Source organism: Cohaesibacter sp. ES.047, assembly GCF_900215505.1.
GTDB lineage: Bacteria > Pseudomonadota > Alphaproteobacteria > Rhizobiales > Cohaesibacteraceae > Cohaesibacter.
Map to the genome: position 1 here is coordinate 2162072 of NZ_LT907844.1, position 15810 is coordinate 2177881.

Sequence of the window (15810 nt, forward strand, 5' to 3'; positions counted from 1 at the left end):
AGATGATCATAGCCTGTGTAAAAATACGCAAAATTTATCCGTAATGGTATTGAGGCGGGTGAAGGCAGAAGAATCCGAGCGCTCGGCACGATTCAGGCCATGCATTAGCGCGGCCCCCGGCAGTCCGGCGAGTGCCGCCCTGTGCGCGCAAGATGGAAGCTGCTATTCCAAAATCATGCGATGGCTGGGCAAGCTCTGCACTCACGGTATCTTCAGCGCAAAGACACCGCCTGCATCAAGGTGGGACCTGTCGCTTCTTCTTGCCGCGAAAGCACCGTCGAACGTGGCTCCTTCGGTCCGGTTCTTGAGTCCGCTTGTGAAGTGCGCGTCTTCCACTTGACGACCGTTTTCTGATTGATGCCGTATCGCTTGGAAAGCACTCTCAGGCTCTCTTGACTATTTTGTATTGCTCGACGGACTGCCTCTGTCGTCGTGGCGCTGCCGTGTAGAACTTGGCCCATAGTGCTTCCCTCCATTCAAATGAGAAAGGTGCACCATCAAAGCATGGGATCAAACACCTAGAAAATGGAGCCTTGAATGACACGCCGCCGTTACGAACCGATCATAGCTCTCCGAACTTTGGTCCGTCCCGCATGTCCAACGAGTTGCACAAACAGGTTGTGCTTGTCTCACTCTCTGGCGTCTGTTCCATCTGGCTGCGGCATGGACGATAATATGTAGCATCAGGCCAACGGAATTCGGGCATAGGTGGATTCCATCGCGCTTGCGGCCCTTGATCTTTTCCCCCACGTCATATCCGGAAAGCCCGCCGCTTTCCGTGGTTTTGACGCTTTGGCTATCAATGACATCAGCCGTCGGACTGGCTCCTCGCCCTTCCAGTTCAAGGCACCCCATGGCCAGGAGATGATTGATCCGGGTCCACAAGCCAGCATTGCGCCAAGCATAAAAATATCCGCGAACCGTCGAGACCAGAGGAAAGTCCTTGGGCAAAATCCGCCATTGGCAACCGCTGCAACCAACATAAAGGATCGCATCTATCACATCGCCATATTTGTGGTGCGTGGTCGCCCGCCTGACCGGGCGGCGGCAAGAACAGTGCGATCACTTCCCACTCTCTATCGGTTAAACCTGTTGGATAGCGCAGTTTATCCCGGTTATGGTGAACCCGAGCGGTATTGTCCCAAGGCATATGATCCTCCATCTTCTCATCTAAAACGGTTGCATCAGAACCTATTGATATCCCACAACTACTTTTAAATCCGGCTCTAAGTTCAACCACCTTCAGACCAACGGCATCCGCGAACGGTTCCACAAAACCATCTCAGGCCAGCCCTGATGGGGCCTGTCGCTCCATGTGCCTGCCTGCTCGACAAGGACGCAGGAAACACTCTCCCCATACCTGCCGCATGCAGAGGCATATGATACCTCTCGACAATTTTATCCGGATTGGAATGCAATAATTCAAATTTAACTTGAACACGCTAAGAATTGGATATTGGCGTCTTTAATTTTTAGCATTCCGGCAAACATGAAAAAATCATCGATATTTATCACAGTGGCGGGTGCTGCCGCCCTTTTCCCTTCTTCGGTGTGGGCTGCGAGCGATCTGAGGGGATTGTCTGCAAATCTTGACCTGACGTGGATCATGGCCGCCTCTGCATTGGTGATGTTCATGCAGGCAGGATTCCTGCTGCTCGAAGCGGGCATGGTCCGCTCCAAGAACTCGATCAACGTGGCGCAGAAGAACCTGCTTGATTTTGTTTTTTCGATTGCAGCGTTCGCAATTGCCGGTTTCATGATAGCCTTCGGACCGACCGGGTCTTTGATGGTGGGGTTTGATTGGGACTACTTCGGCCTGAGCAATATCACGTCCTACGAGGCTGGGTTCTTCGTTTTTCAGGTTATGTTCTGCGGTACGGCTGCGACAATCGTCTCCGGTGCCGTTGCCGAACGGATGCGCCTCTCTGCCTATATCATCGGTTCTATTTTTCTGTCCTCACTCATTTATCCCGTGTTCGCCCACTGGGCGTGGGGAGACGCGCTGCGCCCAAACGAGGGGGCTTTCCTCGCCAACATGGGCTTCATCGATTTTGCCGGATCAACGGTGGTGCACGCGACCGGCGGTTGGGTCGCGCTTGCCGCCTGTATTGCGCTGGGGCCGCGTATGGGGCGCTTCGATGAGGCTGGCAATCCGGTGCGCATGGCGGGTCACAGTCCGGTTCTGGCCACCACTGGCGTTCTACTGCTGTTTATCGGTTGGCTCGGGTTCAACGGCGGATCGACCCTGAAGGCGGGCGAGGATGTCGCTTTCATCATTCTCAATACGATTCTTGCCGGTGGCTTCGGAACCGTGGCCGGACATATCATCGGCTATTACCATGATGGATACTATCTACCCGAAAAGGCAATGGCCGGTATGCTCGGCGGTCTTGTTGCCGTCACCGCAGGCTGCGCGGTGCTCTCGCCCGGCGGGGCCATCATGATCGGTATTCTGGGTGGCTGCATCTCGATCATCGCCAATCATATCCTTGAGACCAAATTCAAGATTGATGACGCGGTGGGCGCGATTGGCGCACACGCCTTTGCCGGTGTCGCCGGAACCATCGGTCTGGCACTGCTTGCACCGGCTGACCAATTCGAATTTGGCCGCCTTCATCAGCTTTATGTGCAGGGCATCGGCTCGGGGCTGAACTTCTGTCTGTCATTTGGGCTTGGCTTTCTCTTCTTCTCCATTCTTCGCCGCGTCTCGCGATTTCGTGCAACGCTGGACGAGGAGAAACTCGGTCTCAACATTTCCGAACACGCCACCCGCATCGGTGTAGGCCACGTGGAGAGCGCGCTCGAGAAGCTCCTGTCGGGGAAACGCAATTTTGTGCAGCGCTTGCCGACGGTGCCCGGTGACGAGGCGGAAAACCTGACAAAGCTTTTCAATGATCTGATGGTCAATCTGGAAAAAGAGCACAAGCAGCTCAGCGAACTGGAACTGCTTCAGGCAAAATCCGAAGAAGCCGAGCGCATTGCAGCCCTGTCCAACGCCACGTTTGAAGGCATCGCCATGCATCGTGACGATCACGTCGTCGATTGCAATCAGCAACTGGCCGACTTGCTCGGCTACACGCTTGATGAGGTGATTGGTGCGTCCATTGACAAGGTGATGGTCGATGAAACCGAACCGATCATTCAGCAGGCGATTGCCGAGAACTGGAGCCACACCTATGAGGCCAAACTCAAGGCCAAGAGCGGCGAAGCGATCCCTGTGGCTGTTCGTGGCCGCAGTATCGACTTCAAGGGCGAGCCCGTCAGGATTGCCTGCTTTGTCGATCTGCGCGAGCGCAAGCAGGCAGAGCAGAACATCCGTCTGATGGCGCAGCATGATCCCTTGACCGGGCTGGCCAACCGGTCCCTGTTCAATGAACAGCTCGAAACGGCCGTCAACAAGGCAAAGGACAACAACCGTACTGCGCTGATCCTGATCGATCTGGACCGCTTCAAGAATGTCAACGATGTGCATGGCCATCAGGCCGGGGATATTGTCATCAAGGAGACTGCGAAGCGACTGAAGGCGATTGCTGGAGAAAACGGCACGGTGGCGCGCCTCGGGGGGGACGAATTTGCCATCATCCAGAACGGTCTGCATTTTGCCAATCAGGCAGCGGATACCGGCCACCGGATTGTTGCAGAGATGTCCATTCCGATACCGATCGATGACAATGCCTCGGCCCTGATCGGTGCAAGTGTCGGGATTGCCCTGTGCCCGGAACACGGCACGACTGCAGAAATGCTTTTCTCTCGTGCCGATATCGCGCTTTATCACTCCAAGAATACGGGCCGCAACATGTCCAACATGTTCCGAAACGGCCTCAATGCGCTGATGGAGAAGCGCCGGGCTCTTCAGGCGGACTTGGAAAACGCGCTCGAGCGTGGCGAGTTTGAGCTTTACTATCAGCCTCGTGCCTGCGCCGGGAATCTGGAAATCAACGCCTACGAGGCTTTGTTACGCTGGAAACATCCCGAACGCGGCCTTGTCAGCCCTGCCGAATTCATCCCGGTGGCAGAGGCCAGTGGCATGATCATCGATATCGATGAGTGGGTTTTTCGGCAGGCCTGCATCGCTTCGACATCAATTCTCAAGGGTGCCGATATCAGCGTCAACATCAGCCCCCTGCAGTTTCAGCAGAAGGATCTGGTCAACAAGTTCGATACCATTCTCTGCGAGACCGGTGCCGATCCTGCCTGTCTGGAGCTGGAACTGACCGAAGGCATGCTTATCGAGGATGACGCGCGGGGCCTGTCGGTCATGAAGATGCTCAAGAAGCTTGGTCTGGCCCTCGCCCTTGATGATTTTGGTACAGGCTATTCATCCTTGTCCTATCTGTCGAAATATCCCTTCGATACCATCAAGATTGATCGCGGTTTTGTCGCCAATCTTGGACATGAAACCAATGCTGTTGCCATCATGAATGCGATCATCGGCCTTGGCACGAGCCTTGGCATGAAGATCGTTGCGGAAGGGGTGGAGACCGCCGAAGAAGCTGTCTTCCTCAGACGCAACGGCTGTGATCAATTACAGGGCTATCTGATCGGTCGTCCCAAGCCTGTCAGCGAGATCATTCACCAGGTTGCCGATGAAGAAGCCGAGGCCATCCGCGCCATTGACATCTTGATGGACACCGAAGGGCAGGTTGCGGGCTTGCGATCGATCCTGGCTTGCTCAGAAGAAGAAGAAGACAGCGGCGGGCATGGCGACACTTTCGCAGAGCCGGACGCCAGCTATTCGCAGCATGATCTGGATGCCGACCAGAAAGCCTCTTAGGGCAAGCTCGTCAAGACGGGCTCGGCTAGAGTTTGAGATAGTCGGCAAGACTGAGATTGGTGAGGACACTGATTGCTGAGAAACTCGCCTCCAATTGCACCTCAAGGGCTTTTGCCTCGACAGCGACTGCGGCGATATCAACGGAGGTCATGTCCGCAACTACCGTTTCCAGCTCGGCAACATAGGCGCTTTCGCTTTTGATGAAATTCTCGATCCGAACCGTCGCGTTACCGGTTGTCGTGACTAGGGCAAGAACCTCGTCTTGTGCCTCGATGAAAAGGTCAGACAGATCTGTCATATCCGCTGCAGACAGGGAGCTTGACCCGGCGATGAAGGACAGGGCGCGCATGGATTTCTCGATGCCGCTGTTGTCTGCGGTCACGCCGTAACTGACGCTCTGGTCAGCGGTTAGCCGGCACTTTTGGACGTAACTATCACCAAGGTAATAGTCTGTGTTCGGGGTGGTGAGGTCGACAGCTGTGTAGCCTGACAAGTCGACAGGCTCCGATTGCGTCTCGCCTCCGCCAAACAGATAGCGCCCGGCATATTGTGTGTTCATAATGCTCGACAGCTCTTCAAGGTACGAGGACGCCTGAGACTTAAGCTCGGACAGATACTCCTCGGAGGAGACCGAGGTGACGGCCACACGCATCTTGGTGAGCAAGTCACTGACCTCCACAAGAGAGGCGGAGACCATTTCCGTGCGGCTTGCGATCTTTGAGGCTGTCTCGATTTGGGTATTGGAGCGGGCGATCGTGTTGCCAAGGTCCACGACCGTGCCGGCCTTAAATTCAAGCCCGCCGTAACTGGTCGTCTCCAACCCGCTTGCCTCTTGCTGTTGCACTTTGGCAAGGCGGCCTTGCGTATCCATCGCAAGCGAGAGAATCGAAGACATTTGGCTAAATGTGGCAACACGCATCGTCATGGTTTCACCTATCTGACCGATGACAGCAATTGATCGAACATTTCCTGAATGACACTCATCAGGGTAGAGGCCAATGAATAAAGCTGTTTCAATTCGGAAAGCCGTTCGGTCTCTTCGTCGACATTGACACCATAAAAGGAGTTCATCGTGTCGGTGATGGATTGTAATTCCGTTTGCGCAAGCTTCATCTCATTTCCGGCCGATGTGTGATCATTCACGACGAAGGAGAGCAACTCGCTGGCATATTCCGACAAGGTTCGATCGCCTGCGCCCAGTTTGCCCGCTGCGTCAAAGCTGAGGTCGCCTTGCAGCGCGTCCAGCAACGCATAGGCGGTTGTTTCCTGATCGCTCGTGCCCAGAAGAGAGGCGGGATCGGACAAAAAGCTGCTGCCGACAGACATATCTGCAGCCGAAGACCCCGTCACCAAACCGGGAACGACAAGATTGAGGGCTTCCTTCATGGTCGTAGCGAGTTCGTCGAGCGAGGTCATGTAGGCCGGCAATGTCTCGTCGCGCATCGTAACAAGCGCCCCAAGGGTGCCGTTGTGAAGCCTGTCGGTGACATCGGCCCCATTGAGGGAGATGGTCATGGTGCCATCTGGGGCTTCCTCGGTGGACAAGAGATGGGCTGTGCTGTCGACCATTACCTGCCCGGATGCGCTATAAACCTTGGTGCCGCCATCCTCATTCTTGAAGGTCTTGATTTCCATATATTCCGACAGCTCTACAAGAGCGTTGTTGAGCTGGTCTTCAAGATCGGCAGTGCTTTGGCCCGCATTGTGCAACGTGCTGATGCGGTGGTTGAGGCTGTCAATTTTCGAGATGATTGCGTTGGCGGTATCAACGCCGGTCACGACTTCGTCGTTGGCCAGATTAATCTGGTCCTGCAGGCCTTCCGACAGCCCGTTGATCTGGTTCACCAGATCCTCAAGTGCTCCGATGGCGGCATTGGCAAGGCTGGTGCTTTCCGGCGTCGCTGCCAATGTTGTCATGGCATTTTCAAAATCCAGCACAGCATTGGCGATGCTGGTTCCATCGCCAGTCTTGTCGGTCAGGGCCCCAAGCGCACTTTGCGTTTGTTTCAGCATGTCGAAAGTCTTGAGCGCGCCAGCCGTATCGGATGTCGAGCCAAGCAGATCTGACAAGATGTATTGACTAACCTTGGAAATGACCCGATCGACATTGACGCCAGAACTCGTGCCATTCGTCACATTGGCCGTTTGGCGCGCCGACTTGGCCGTGTAGCCGTCTGTATCCGCATTGGCAATGTTGTTTGCGGTTACAGAAAGCTGGGCCTGTGTGGCGCCGAGTGAACTTCTCGCGATGTGCAGTGACGAGCTCAATGTGCTCATGGCAAAATCCCGATCCGTGAAAGCGGCTTAGATCTCACGGCTTTGTTTGAGGGAACTGGTCTGCGCGGTGATGCCGGTCTGATAGCCGTCGGCACCATAATTTGTCGCTCCAGCGACTTCTTTCTGGCTATCGCGGATGGCCCGCATGATCGCACTGGTCCGCCGTTCGTTGGCGTTGACCGCACGGTTCAGGTTTTCGGCATTTTCCATCATTGAGGTTGCCAGCGTCTGGACACGTTCCTGAAGCAGGCTGAACTTGCTGTCAGAGGTCAGCATCATCGCGGCACGTTCGCTCTTGTAGGTTTTGAAGAACGCGCTGAATTCACTCACCAGCTTTTGCTTTCTGACAAGCAAGCCTTCCAGTGACACCGGACGGCCGCTTTCCAGCCGTCTGTTTTCTTCGGCCGCAAGCTCGATGATTTCGTCCGCCACCTTGATGGCCTCATCCATTGCGGTCTCGATTTCAGCCACTTCTTTGGCAGTCAGGGGCGGTGTGGCGGGAATGACGTCTGACATTGCGAGATCCTGCTAACTTTCTTTTTGTCTGGCACCCGCCGCATGGACATAGGCCTGAGCGACTTGGGTTGCGGCGGTAGCCTGCGACTGTTTCTGTTTGAGCGCGCCCTGCTGTCTGCGCATATGGCGGACGAGAGCCCGAAGGGACTGCTGTGCGTCGAGCAGTAGCAGCTTGTCATTCAGGCTGAGCGTTTCAACATCCACCTCAGCGATATCGATCTTCAGGCGACGGAGCTTTTCTGCGCATTGCTTGAGATCGTCGGGCGCTTCATCGACCATTACCTGACAGCACCGATCAGGCTGTCGAACATTGTGTTACTGGTCGAGATGATCTGTGATGCCGAGGAATAGGCCTGCTGGGCAGCAAGCATGCTGGAGAACTCGGTGCTCGTGTCCACGTTACTGGCCTCCAGCTGACTGCTCTTGATAAAGCCTGATCCGCCCTGTCCGGCTGTATGCAATGTCGCATTGCCGGAATGGGTGGAGAGCTCGTAAAGCCCGTTATTGCCTTCTATGAGCCCGCTGGGGTTGGTGAAGCCTGCAATCGGGATCTTGTAGATCGTCCGGGTCTCACCGTTGCTGAAGGAAGCGACAACTGCGCCGTTGGTGTCGATCTCGATATCGCTCAGCGTGCCGTAAGCGCGCCCGTCGACGGTGAGCTTTTGCACGTCGATTTCGGCAGATTCGGAATCGTTGGCGGAAAACTGCGTCAGACCGTCACTGCCGCCCGGCGAACCAAGATTGAGAGCAATTGAGCTGTCAGCAGCGCCCGTCGTCCAGTTTTCAATGACCATCTTGGGATCTGCAGGCGTGGTGCTGGCAAGCGTGCCATTTTCGTTAAAGACAACCCCCACGGCGTACCCGGCGGGGATGGTCCCTACAACCTGGCCTGTATCGGCTGAGATCGGATCCGAGTAGGTGACTTCCCAAGTTTTGTCGGATTTCTTCTCGTACGTTGCCGTGACCGTGCAGGCCGTGCCAAGCGAATCGTAAACCTCGAAGCTTGATTCAAATGTCGCACCGTTAGCGGCATCAGCTGGCAGGATGGCTTGTGTGCCGACGGACGATGTCGCTTGTGCGGAACTCTGCACCGAGCTGATATCAATTCTGTCAAGGTTTACGTTGCTGGCGCCGCGAGCAATGTTGCCGTTTGGACCGGTTGCCCATCCCAAAAGGTAGGTGTTGCCGTTGGTCAGATAGCCGTCTTCGTTGACGCTGAATTCACCATTGCGGGTGTAGGAGCGAGATGTTTCGTCGCCCTCGGACGATACGACAAAGAAGCCTTGTCCTTCGATCGCGAGGTTCGTGGAAATGGCAGAGTCAATAAGCAACCCTTGCGAATTGACGTTTGCCACGCGAGTTGCAGATACACCGCCGCTCTTTGTCGCGCCACTGCCTGCAACGAGACTGGCAAAGCTGGTCGCGCTGGTTTTGTAGGCGGTCGTCGAAGAGTTGGCCAGGTTGTTGGAAACTGTCGCAAGGGCAGAAGACTGCGCGGACAGACCGGAAATGGCCGAGTTCATTGCACCCATCAAACTCATAACTCATTACTCCTAGTTCGAAACGATGGAAGAGATGCTGTCCAGGGTGACGCCAACATCACCGATCAGCAGGTAGGTTGTGCCTTTGGAGGAATCGACCCCCGTAATCGTGCCCTTGATGGCCGTGCTGGTGCCAACCGTGGCCCCGTCCGCATCGAGCGCAGTGACCTTGAGGGTGTAGTAATCGCCGTCTTCGTGCTGTTCGCCTTCTTTGTCGACGCCGTCCCATGAGAAGTCGTGAATGCCTTTCGAAGGGTCACCTTCTTGGCTATAAACGACGTCGCCATTCGCATCGGTGACAGTCAGCTCCACGCTCTTGGCATTGCCATCGACTGCGTAGCTCCACTGAGCCTGACCTTCTTGCAAGGTGGTGGTGTCGCCATTTGCGGTGACTGTCTGGCCGATGTAGCCGATCCCGGTTGCTGCGACCACAGAGGCCATCGAGTTGACGATTGTGTCCATTTTTTTCGCGGTCGCGATCTGCGACTCATAGTTGGACATATCAATCAGCTGTCCCATGTAGGAACTGATGTCGCTCGGATCTGTCGGGTTCTGATGCTGAAGCTGCTTAATCATCAGCGTCAAAAAATCGGTGGTATCGAGTCCCAATTTGGAATTTGGCGCGGCACCTTTGGCGGCTTCAGCAGACGCGGGGTTTGTTAGCGCTGAAATGGACATTTTGCTTCCGATCTCGCATGTCTCGAATAGGTAGAACGAGGCACGGACCGGTCGTCCGATATTTCGCTCCTCTATTTCTGAAACGGGCGGAGATAAGAAATCAGGCGAATAAATTTTAAGTTTTTGTTAGGAATAATTTGCCGAATACTTATTGCAGCAAGGCAATAATTGCCTAGTTTAATATTACTAAGTATATAAATTAGGAATTTCTGTATTGCAGAATAATAAATCTCTGCTTCATGCCAAACGCGCACAAATTAAACGTAAGGGAGCGACTGAAAGGAGAGAAAAGAAGATGGGAGATCAGGAAATAAGCTTTACTTCTTGATCCTGTCCATGATGTTGCCAACAAGAAAAGCGGGCGCTTTTTTGGCAGGACTGGCTTTCAAGAGAGCCTCTATGCCCTCATCGAACTTCAAAAGGGTTCGAGCTTCCTCAGAATGCAAAAGCAGCTGCCGTGCTGGCAACTGCTCTGATTTTGGCCAAGTGTCCAACTTCGTGCCATGACAATCGAGCATCTCTTTGAAACGTTCAATTGTCATTGCGTCTTCAGACTTGGCCATAGTCGATCCAACAGAGTATGCGCCCTGCCGGTGATGCCGGTCAGGCTAGCCCACCATACGGTCTGCGGCAGGCGATGTTTCTACGTCTTTCTGGGATAGTATTTCTTCTAGCACCATGTCAATATTACGGAGCGGCAACCCCGCAATTTCTGCCCAGGAGTTGCGGAAATCAACCAGGCCTTTGGCAATTTCCGAGAAACGTTCCAGCGAATCCGGTCTTCCGTAAGCGTTGTGCAACGCAAAGATATTCTGCGAATACATGTCGATGAACTGTTGACCCATTTCCTGATCGACATCGAGGTTCACATTCTGGCGTAGACCGGAGAGGATCTTGGAGGCATGGACCACGCGATTAAAGGCCTTCTCGAATTCTTTGCCTCTGAGATAGTAGGAGGTCAGAATAAGCGAGTTGAGAACCTCATCAAGCAACAAAGCCACGGCTTTGGTTGGTGCAACCGTTTTTGTGGCCGTGCGATAAGCGCCAATAGCCTGATTGAGCACAGGATTCATTGTTTAGTCTCCGGGATCTAGAATGACTTTGAGATAGCTCAGGGTGCTCTCGGCTCCTGAGATCTGCTCTTGGTATTTTGAGTAAAGATTGATCAGGCGCAGGCGATAGTTCTCGACCGTCGACATTTCGTCCTTGTAGTCCTTCTTGAAGGACTTGACGTTTTCCTGCAGTTTGACCGCAAGGTCTGTCAGGACGCTTTGGTCCTCATCGGCATATTCGTTGATGGTATGAAAGAGGGACTCGGCCATGCCGGCTGTGCTGGTGAAGTCGATCGTGGCGTCTTCATCGCCTGTGTAGACGAATGTTACGCCTTCGTATTGGGTGCCCTTGACGCCGACGATACGGGTGCCATTGACCTCGAACCGGCCCTCTTGGCCATCCGCCAAGACCTTCGCGACGTTGCCTTCCTCATCGACTTCGATGTCGATGGTCATTTTCGCTGGCATGTTGTCGTTGCGATACAGCAGGCCAAGATCGTTGTTGCTGACCGAATATTGAAAGTTCAACAGGTCCTCAATCTGATCCAGATCGTTCAGGAGCGCTTCATTGAGTTTATCGTTGTCCAGTACAAGAAAGTTGTTCTCGTCATACTCCAGGCCGAGAAATGCCATGTTCTCATTGCCGACCATCGTAGAGAGCGACTCGGCAACGGACGCGTTGACACTCCTCAGAATGCTGTCACCAAACAGCGTTGCATCACTGGAAGCCCCGCCACCGGACGCAACCGCCTGCTGGGTCATCGCCCATTCGCGATAGGCGTTGTAGGACTCGACCAACCCTGAAATGGCTGTCTTGATATTGTTGAGTGACTGGGAGATCTCCACCGAAACGGATTCATCTTCTCCGGTCTTCTGATAAATCGAGAAGTTCACCCCCTTGATGACATCATCAATGGAGTTGGTGCTGCGGGTGATTTCGATCCCGTCGATCTTGATGATGGCAGACTGCGCGGCTTGCAGTTCCCTGGCAAAACTGCCGTCCCCAGCTGTCAGCCCCAATGAGTGGCCAATATCATCGCCTGAGACGCTCTCGTAGATAATATCCTGTCCGGTGTCTTCAGCCGTCATGACAAGTGTAAACTCGTCATCATTCACCTGAACGACGGTCGCATTGATACCGGTTTTGCTATTCTCGTTGTTGATGGCGCGGGCTATGTCGTTAAGCGACATGGTTTCGTCGATTGCGATTTCGACGGCTTTCTCCCTATCGGCCAGTTTGAGAGAGAAGGTGCCCGAAAGGTCAAGTTTTTCGGTGTTGCTGCCTTGGGGGGCGCCGGCAATTTTCTGTGCTTTGGCGAGCTGCAGGATATTGAGGTCGTAGGTCTGAATATCAACCCCGGCATCGGCTGTGACGACCACAGCATTGGCAGCATTCACGCCGCCACTTCCCGTCAGATAGGCCTCGCGTCTTGAAAAGACATCGTCCTTCTTCGTCAACGATTCTGCCGAACCGCAAAGCGTCTTGAGGCTACCCTGCATGGCCTGCAGGAGATCCTGCATTTTGGAGTAGGCTTCGATCTTTGTTTCGGTTTCGGTAATTCTCGAGTCGATCCGGTCCGCCGTAAGCTTCTTGGACAGCACGGCCGCCTCAACAAGGCCATTCCAGTCAATGTCCGACGTGGGGTTGTTGATCCTCTTGGTGGGAGAATATGTCGAGCCGGAAGATGCACGGGGTGTCGACGCACTTGATGTGTTTGTTGTCGTATCCGTCATCAACGCACTCCATTAAAGGAAACCAAGGATTGATCGCTCGAAAAGCCGGAGACAGGGCCTCCGGCTTGATTTATTCAAAGTGGGTCCGGGTCAGGGTGTTACCGGATCAGGCTGAGCAGGTTCTGCGGCATTTCGTTTGCCTGCGAAGCGGCTGCCACAGCGGCCTGAACCTTGACCGTGGAAGCGGACAGCTGTGCCTGTTCCTTGGCGATGTCCACGTCGCGAATAGCGGATTCAGCGGCCTTGAGGTTTTCGACGCTGGTGTCGATCTGCGCGGACCGGAATTCGAACCGTGACATGGTCGCACCCAGCTCGGCACGGGCGTTGGAAATCCTGTCGATCGCCAGATCGAGAACCGACAGGGCTTTGGCGGCACCCTCTTCTGAGGAGACATTAAGATCCGCAATGCCAAGCTTTGACGTGGTGAGCGACTCGATAGACAGGTTGATGGTGTCGGCGGACGTCGAGCCGACAATGATCTCCGCACCGGTATCTGCTGAGGGCACTGTCGTACCCTTGGTGGTGTTGGTTCCAGTGGCGAGGGAGGCGGCATCAAGGCCGAGCGTCGATAGCTGCAGAGCGGATCCTGCCGGGGTGCCAACGTCTTCGAACTTCAGCTCTATGTCCGCACCCTTACGGAGTGTATTGATCGTGAGTGTGCCGCTCTCGTCTTTCGCTTCAATCGTGTATTCCCCATGGTCGTGGAGCGCGTCATTGATCTGTTTGACCATTTCAGAAACATCGTATGTGTTGGCTACATCGGTTGCCAGAGACAGCTCAATTTCGATGCCGTTGATCTTGATCGTGCCGGTCGCACCAGGTGCCAGACTGGTTACCTGAGCACCAACACCTTCGTATTTCGGGGCGGTTTCGACGGTTTCATCGGCAAAATCCGAAGTTCCGTTCAGCAGGCTCTGGCCGTTGTAGCGGGTGGATTCGGTGATGCCGTCAATCTCTTCCTGAAGTTGTTCAAATTCAGCCTGGATGTAAGCGCGTTCGGGAGCGGTCACGGTACCGGACGCGGACTGGGAGGCCAGAACCTTCATGCGCTCGACGATGTCGGCAATGTTGGATGCGCCACCATCGGCGGTCTGCAGCACGGAAATACCGTGGGAGGAGTTAGTGGATGCCTGCTCAAGAGCGGCAACGTCAGACGAGATCTTGGTTGCGATAGCAAGACCGGCAGCATCGTCGGATGCCTTGTTGATGTTCGACCCACTGGCAAGTTTGGCCAGAGAGCTGGACTGATCAGACGCGTTGATGTTGAGGAAGCGGACCGCAGTGTTGGCGGCAGTGTTGGTAGAAATAACGGGCATTGTCTAACTCCTGAGCTGGTGCATGCTTTACGATCGCCCAATCGCTCGTAATGCTAATCGCTTTGTTTCGAACGTTTCTGTCGAGAAACCTGAAACTCTTGGTTCTGCGAACACTCCAAACACAGTCCGCACTGAAAGAAGGGCAAGGGGCACCTTCTTCACGCCTCGTCTATAAAACGGAGCAGGCTGACAATTTCAGGCAGTTTTTATTTTCCTTTTTTGATGCAAAAATTAACCATATCGTAAACAATCCTAAGGTTGGGCGTGTGTTTGATTTCAAGGTGTTACGAAGGGTTTGTTGGCGCCGGAACGTGAGGCCGGATCCTTTGTGATAGGCCCGAATTAACCGTGTTGCGGATTGGTTCGGGATTGCTGCAGAGCGGATCACAATAGAAAAGGCCGGAGCAGTTCGCCCCGACCTTTTACGCGTCATTCCAGCCTTGCCAGAATTGAGCCTAACGGATCAGGCTGAGCAGGTTCTGCGGCATCTGGTTGGCCTGCGAAGCAGCAGCCACAGCGGCCTGAACCTTGACCGTGGAAGCGGACAGCTGTGCCTGTTCCTTGGCGATGTCCACGTCGCGAATGGCGGATTCAGCAGCCTTGAGGTTTTCAACACTGGTGTCGATCTGCGCGGACCGGAATTCGAACCGCGACATGGTCGCACCCAGTTCGGCGCGGGCGTTGGAAATATTGTCGATTGCCATATCGAGAACCGACAGAGCCTTGGCGGCACCTTCTTCGGTCGAGACATCGAGCCCGTCGCCGTTGGCATCAAGCTTCTGGATACCCAGTTCTTCAGTGGTCAGGGACTTGATCGACAGGTTGATGGTATCGGCTGAGGTCGAGCCGACGACGATATCCGCGCCTGTGGTCTCTTTCTCGGTCGTGGTGCCTGTTGTTTTAGTGGTTGTAAAGCCGAGGGCGGCTACGTTGATAGTGCCGGATACGTCTTTGACTTCAATGACCGCATCTTTGCCTTTGTCAAGAGATGACAGAGTAAGGGTGCTACCGTCGTTCTCGACCTCAATTGTATAGACACCCTTGTCATGGAGACCATCTTCGATCATCTTGACCAGATCATCGACGGTGAGCGTATCATCAAGAGCGTCTTCACCCTTGATTTCGATTTCAGTGCCGTTAACCGAAATGACGCCTGTCGTGTCAGCAGTAATCGTGACGTCGCCAGCGGCACCTGTTAGTGCTGTGGGAGCGCTCTCAACGGTGTCATCAGCAAAATCCGAAGTCCCGTTCAGCAGGCTCTGGCCGTTGTAGCGGGTGGACTCGGTGATGCCGTCAATCTCTTCCTGAAGCTGTTCAAATTCAGCCTGGATGTAAGCGCGTTCGGGAGCTGTCACGGTACCGGACGCGGACTGGGAGGCCAGAACCTTCATGCGCTCGACGATGTCGGCAATGTTGGATGCGCCACCATCGGCGGTCTGCAGCACGGAAATACCGTGGGAGGAGTTAGTGGATGCCTGCTCAAGAGCGGCAACGTCAGACGAGATCTTGGTTGCGATAGCAAGACCGGCAGCATCGTCAGATGCCTTGTTGATGTTCGACCCACTGGCAAGTTTGGCCAGAGAGTTCGACTGTTCATTGGCGTTGATGTTGAGGAAACGAACCGCGGTATTGGCGGCAGTGTTGGTAGAAATAACGGGCATTGTCTAACTCCTGAACTGGTGCATGCTTTACGATCGCCCAATCGTTCGCAAAGCTACTCGCACTTGTCTCTTGCGTCCCCTTTGCAGCAACTCAAACGGCTGCTCCGGTGAACACAGTAAACTTTATCCGCTCCCATACTGGGGCAGTTTGGCGTCAATAATCACGCCTCGGAGATAAAACGGAGAAGGCAGGCGAATCCGGGCACATTTTATTTCAATTTATTTGCGCGGAATTTAACCTTGCATCAACAAAGTTTAGAT

Annotated in this window: 12 protein-coding genes and 3 pseudogenes; 1 reads left to right on the plus strand and 14 read right to left on the minus strand. The window is 54.3% G+C overall.

The genetic code is table 11. The features are described from left to right. Positions 1 to 251: 251 nt before the first annotated feature. Both CPH65_RS09890 and CPH65_RS24535 read right to left on the minus strand, forming a co-directional pair. A pseudogene (locus CPH65_RS09890) lies at positions 252 to 461 on the minus strand (IS481 family transposase); the annotation flags it as partial. 196 nt (positions 462 to 657) lie between these two features. Then, positions 658 to 1150, minus strand: a pseudogene (locus CPH65_RS24535) (IS5 family transposase); the annotation flags it as partial. Between the two features lie 339 nt (positions 1151 to 1489). Between CPH65_RS24535 and amt the strand changes: the two are divergent. Beyond that, on the plus strand, positions 1490 to 4774 hold the full coding sequence (gene amt, locus CPH65_RS09900; RefSeq protein ID WP_096173322.1) for an ammonium transporter: 3285 nt from the start codon (positions 1490 to 1492) through the stop codon (positions 4772 to 4774). A 25-nt stretch (positions 4775 to 4799) separates the two neighbouring features. Here the strand turns inward: amt and CPH65_RS09905 are convergent, their stop codons facing one another. The 12 genes and pseudogenes from CPH65_RS09905 to CPH65_RS24280 all read right to left on the minus strand — a co-directional run bounded on the left by CPH65_RS09905 (position 4800) and on the right by CPH65_RS24280 (position 15549). Next, on the minus strand, positions 4800 to 5669 hold the full coding sequence (locus tag CPH65_RS09905; RefSeq protein ID WP_157747602.1) for a hypothetical protein: 870 nt from the start codon (positions 5667 to 5669) through the stop codon (positions 4800 to 4802). 38 nt (positions 5670 to 5707) lie between these two features. After that, positions 5708 to 7051 carry a flagellar hook-associated protein FlgK gene (gene flgK, locus CPH65_RS09910; protein WP_096173324.1) on the minus strand — a complete coding sequence of 448 codons (1344 nt, stop codon included), beginning with the start codon at positions 7049 to 7051 and terminating at the stop codon, positions 5708 to 5710. A gap of 27 nt (positions 7052 to 7078) precedes the next feature. Next, entirely contained in the window at positions 7079 to 7567 is a 489-nt protein-coding gene (gene flgN / locus CPH65_RS09915; RefSeq protein ID WP_096173325.1) for a flagellar export chaperone FlgN, read from the minus strand. Between the two features lie 12 nt (positions 7568 to 7579). Next, positions 7580 to 7846 (minus strand): hypothetical protein, encoded by a 267-nt coding sequence (locus tag CPH65_RS09920; protein WP_096173326.1) that lies wholly within the window; start codon positions 7844 to 7846, stop codon positions 7580 to 7582. Next, the gene (gene flgE / locus CPH65_RS09925; RefSeq protein ID WP_096173327.1) at positions 7846 to 9108 is read right to left on the minus strand and encodes a flagellar hook protein FlgE; all 1263 of its coding nucleotides are present in this window, start codon (positions 9106 to 9108) and stop codon (positions 7846 to 7848) included. The genes CPH65_RS09920 and flgE overlap by 1 nt, the downstream gene beginning before the upstream one ends. 12 nt (positions 9109 to 9120) lie before the next feature. Beyond that, positions 9121 to 9786, minus strand: coding sequence for a flagellar hook assembly protein FlgD (locus CPH65_RS09930; protein WP_096173328.1), 666 nt, complete (start codon positions 9784 to 9786; stop codon positions 9121 to 9123). 317 nt (positions 9787 to 10103) lie between these two features. Beyond that, a complete protein-coding gene (locus tag CPH65_RS09935) occupies positions 10104 to 10328 on the minus strand; it encodes a hypothetical protein (RefSeq protein ID WP_157747603.1) in 225 nt (74 codons plus the stop codon). A gap of 66 nt (positions 10329 to 10394) precedes the next feature. Continuing rightward, positions 10395 to 10859 (minus strand): flagellar export chaperone FliS, encoded by a 465-nt coding sequence (fliS, locus tag CPH65_RS09940; protein ID WP_096173330.1) that lies wholly within the window; start codon positions 10857 to 10859, stop codon positions 10395 to 10397. Between the two features lie 3 nt (positions 10860 to 10862). Continuing rightward, positions 10863 to 12572 (minus strand): flagellar filament capping protein FliD, encoded by a 1710-nt coding sequence (gene fliD, locus CPH65_RS09945; RefSeq protein WP_096173331.1) that lies wholly within the window; start codon positions 12570 to 12572, stop codon positions 10863 to 10865. Between the two features lie 98 nt (positions 12573 to 12670). Further along, on the minus strand, positions 12671 to 13303 hold the full coding sequence (locus tag CPH65_RS25025) for a flagellin (RefSeq protein ID WP_371359456.1): 633 nt from the start codon (positions 13301 to 13303) through the stop codon (positions 12671 to 12673). A gap of 153 nt (positions 13304 to 13456) precedes the next feature. After that, positions 13457 to 13888: pseudogene (locus tag CPH65_RS25030) on the minus strand (flagellin); the annotation flags it as partial. Between the two features lie 455 nt (positions 13889 to 14343). After that, complete coding sequence (locus tag CPH65_RS24280) at positions 14344 to 15549, minus strand: flagellin (protein WP_197704001.1); 1206 nt, start codon at positions 15547 to 15549, stop codon at positions 14344 to 14346. Positions 15550 to 15810 lie beyond the last annotated feature (261 nt).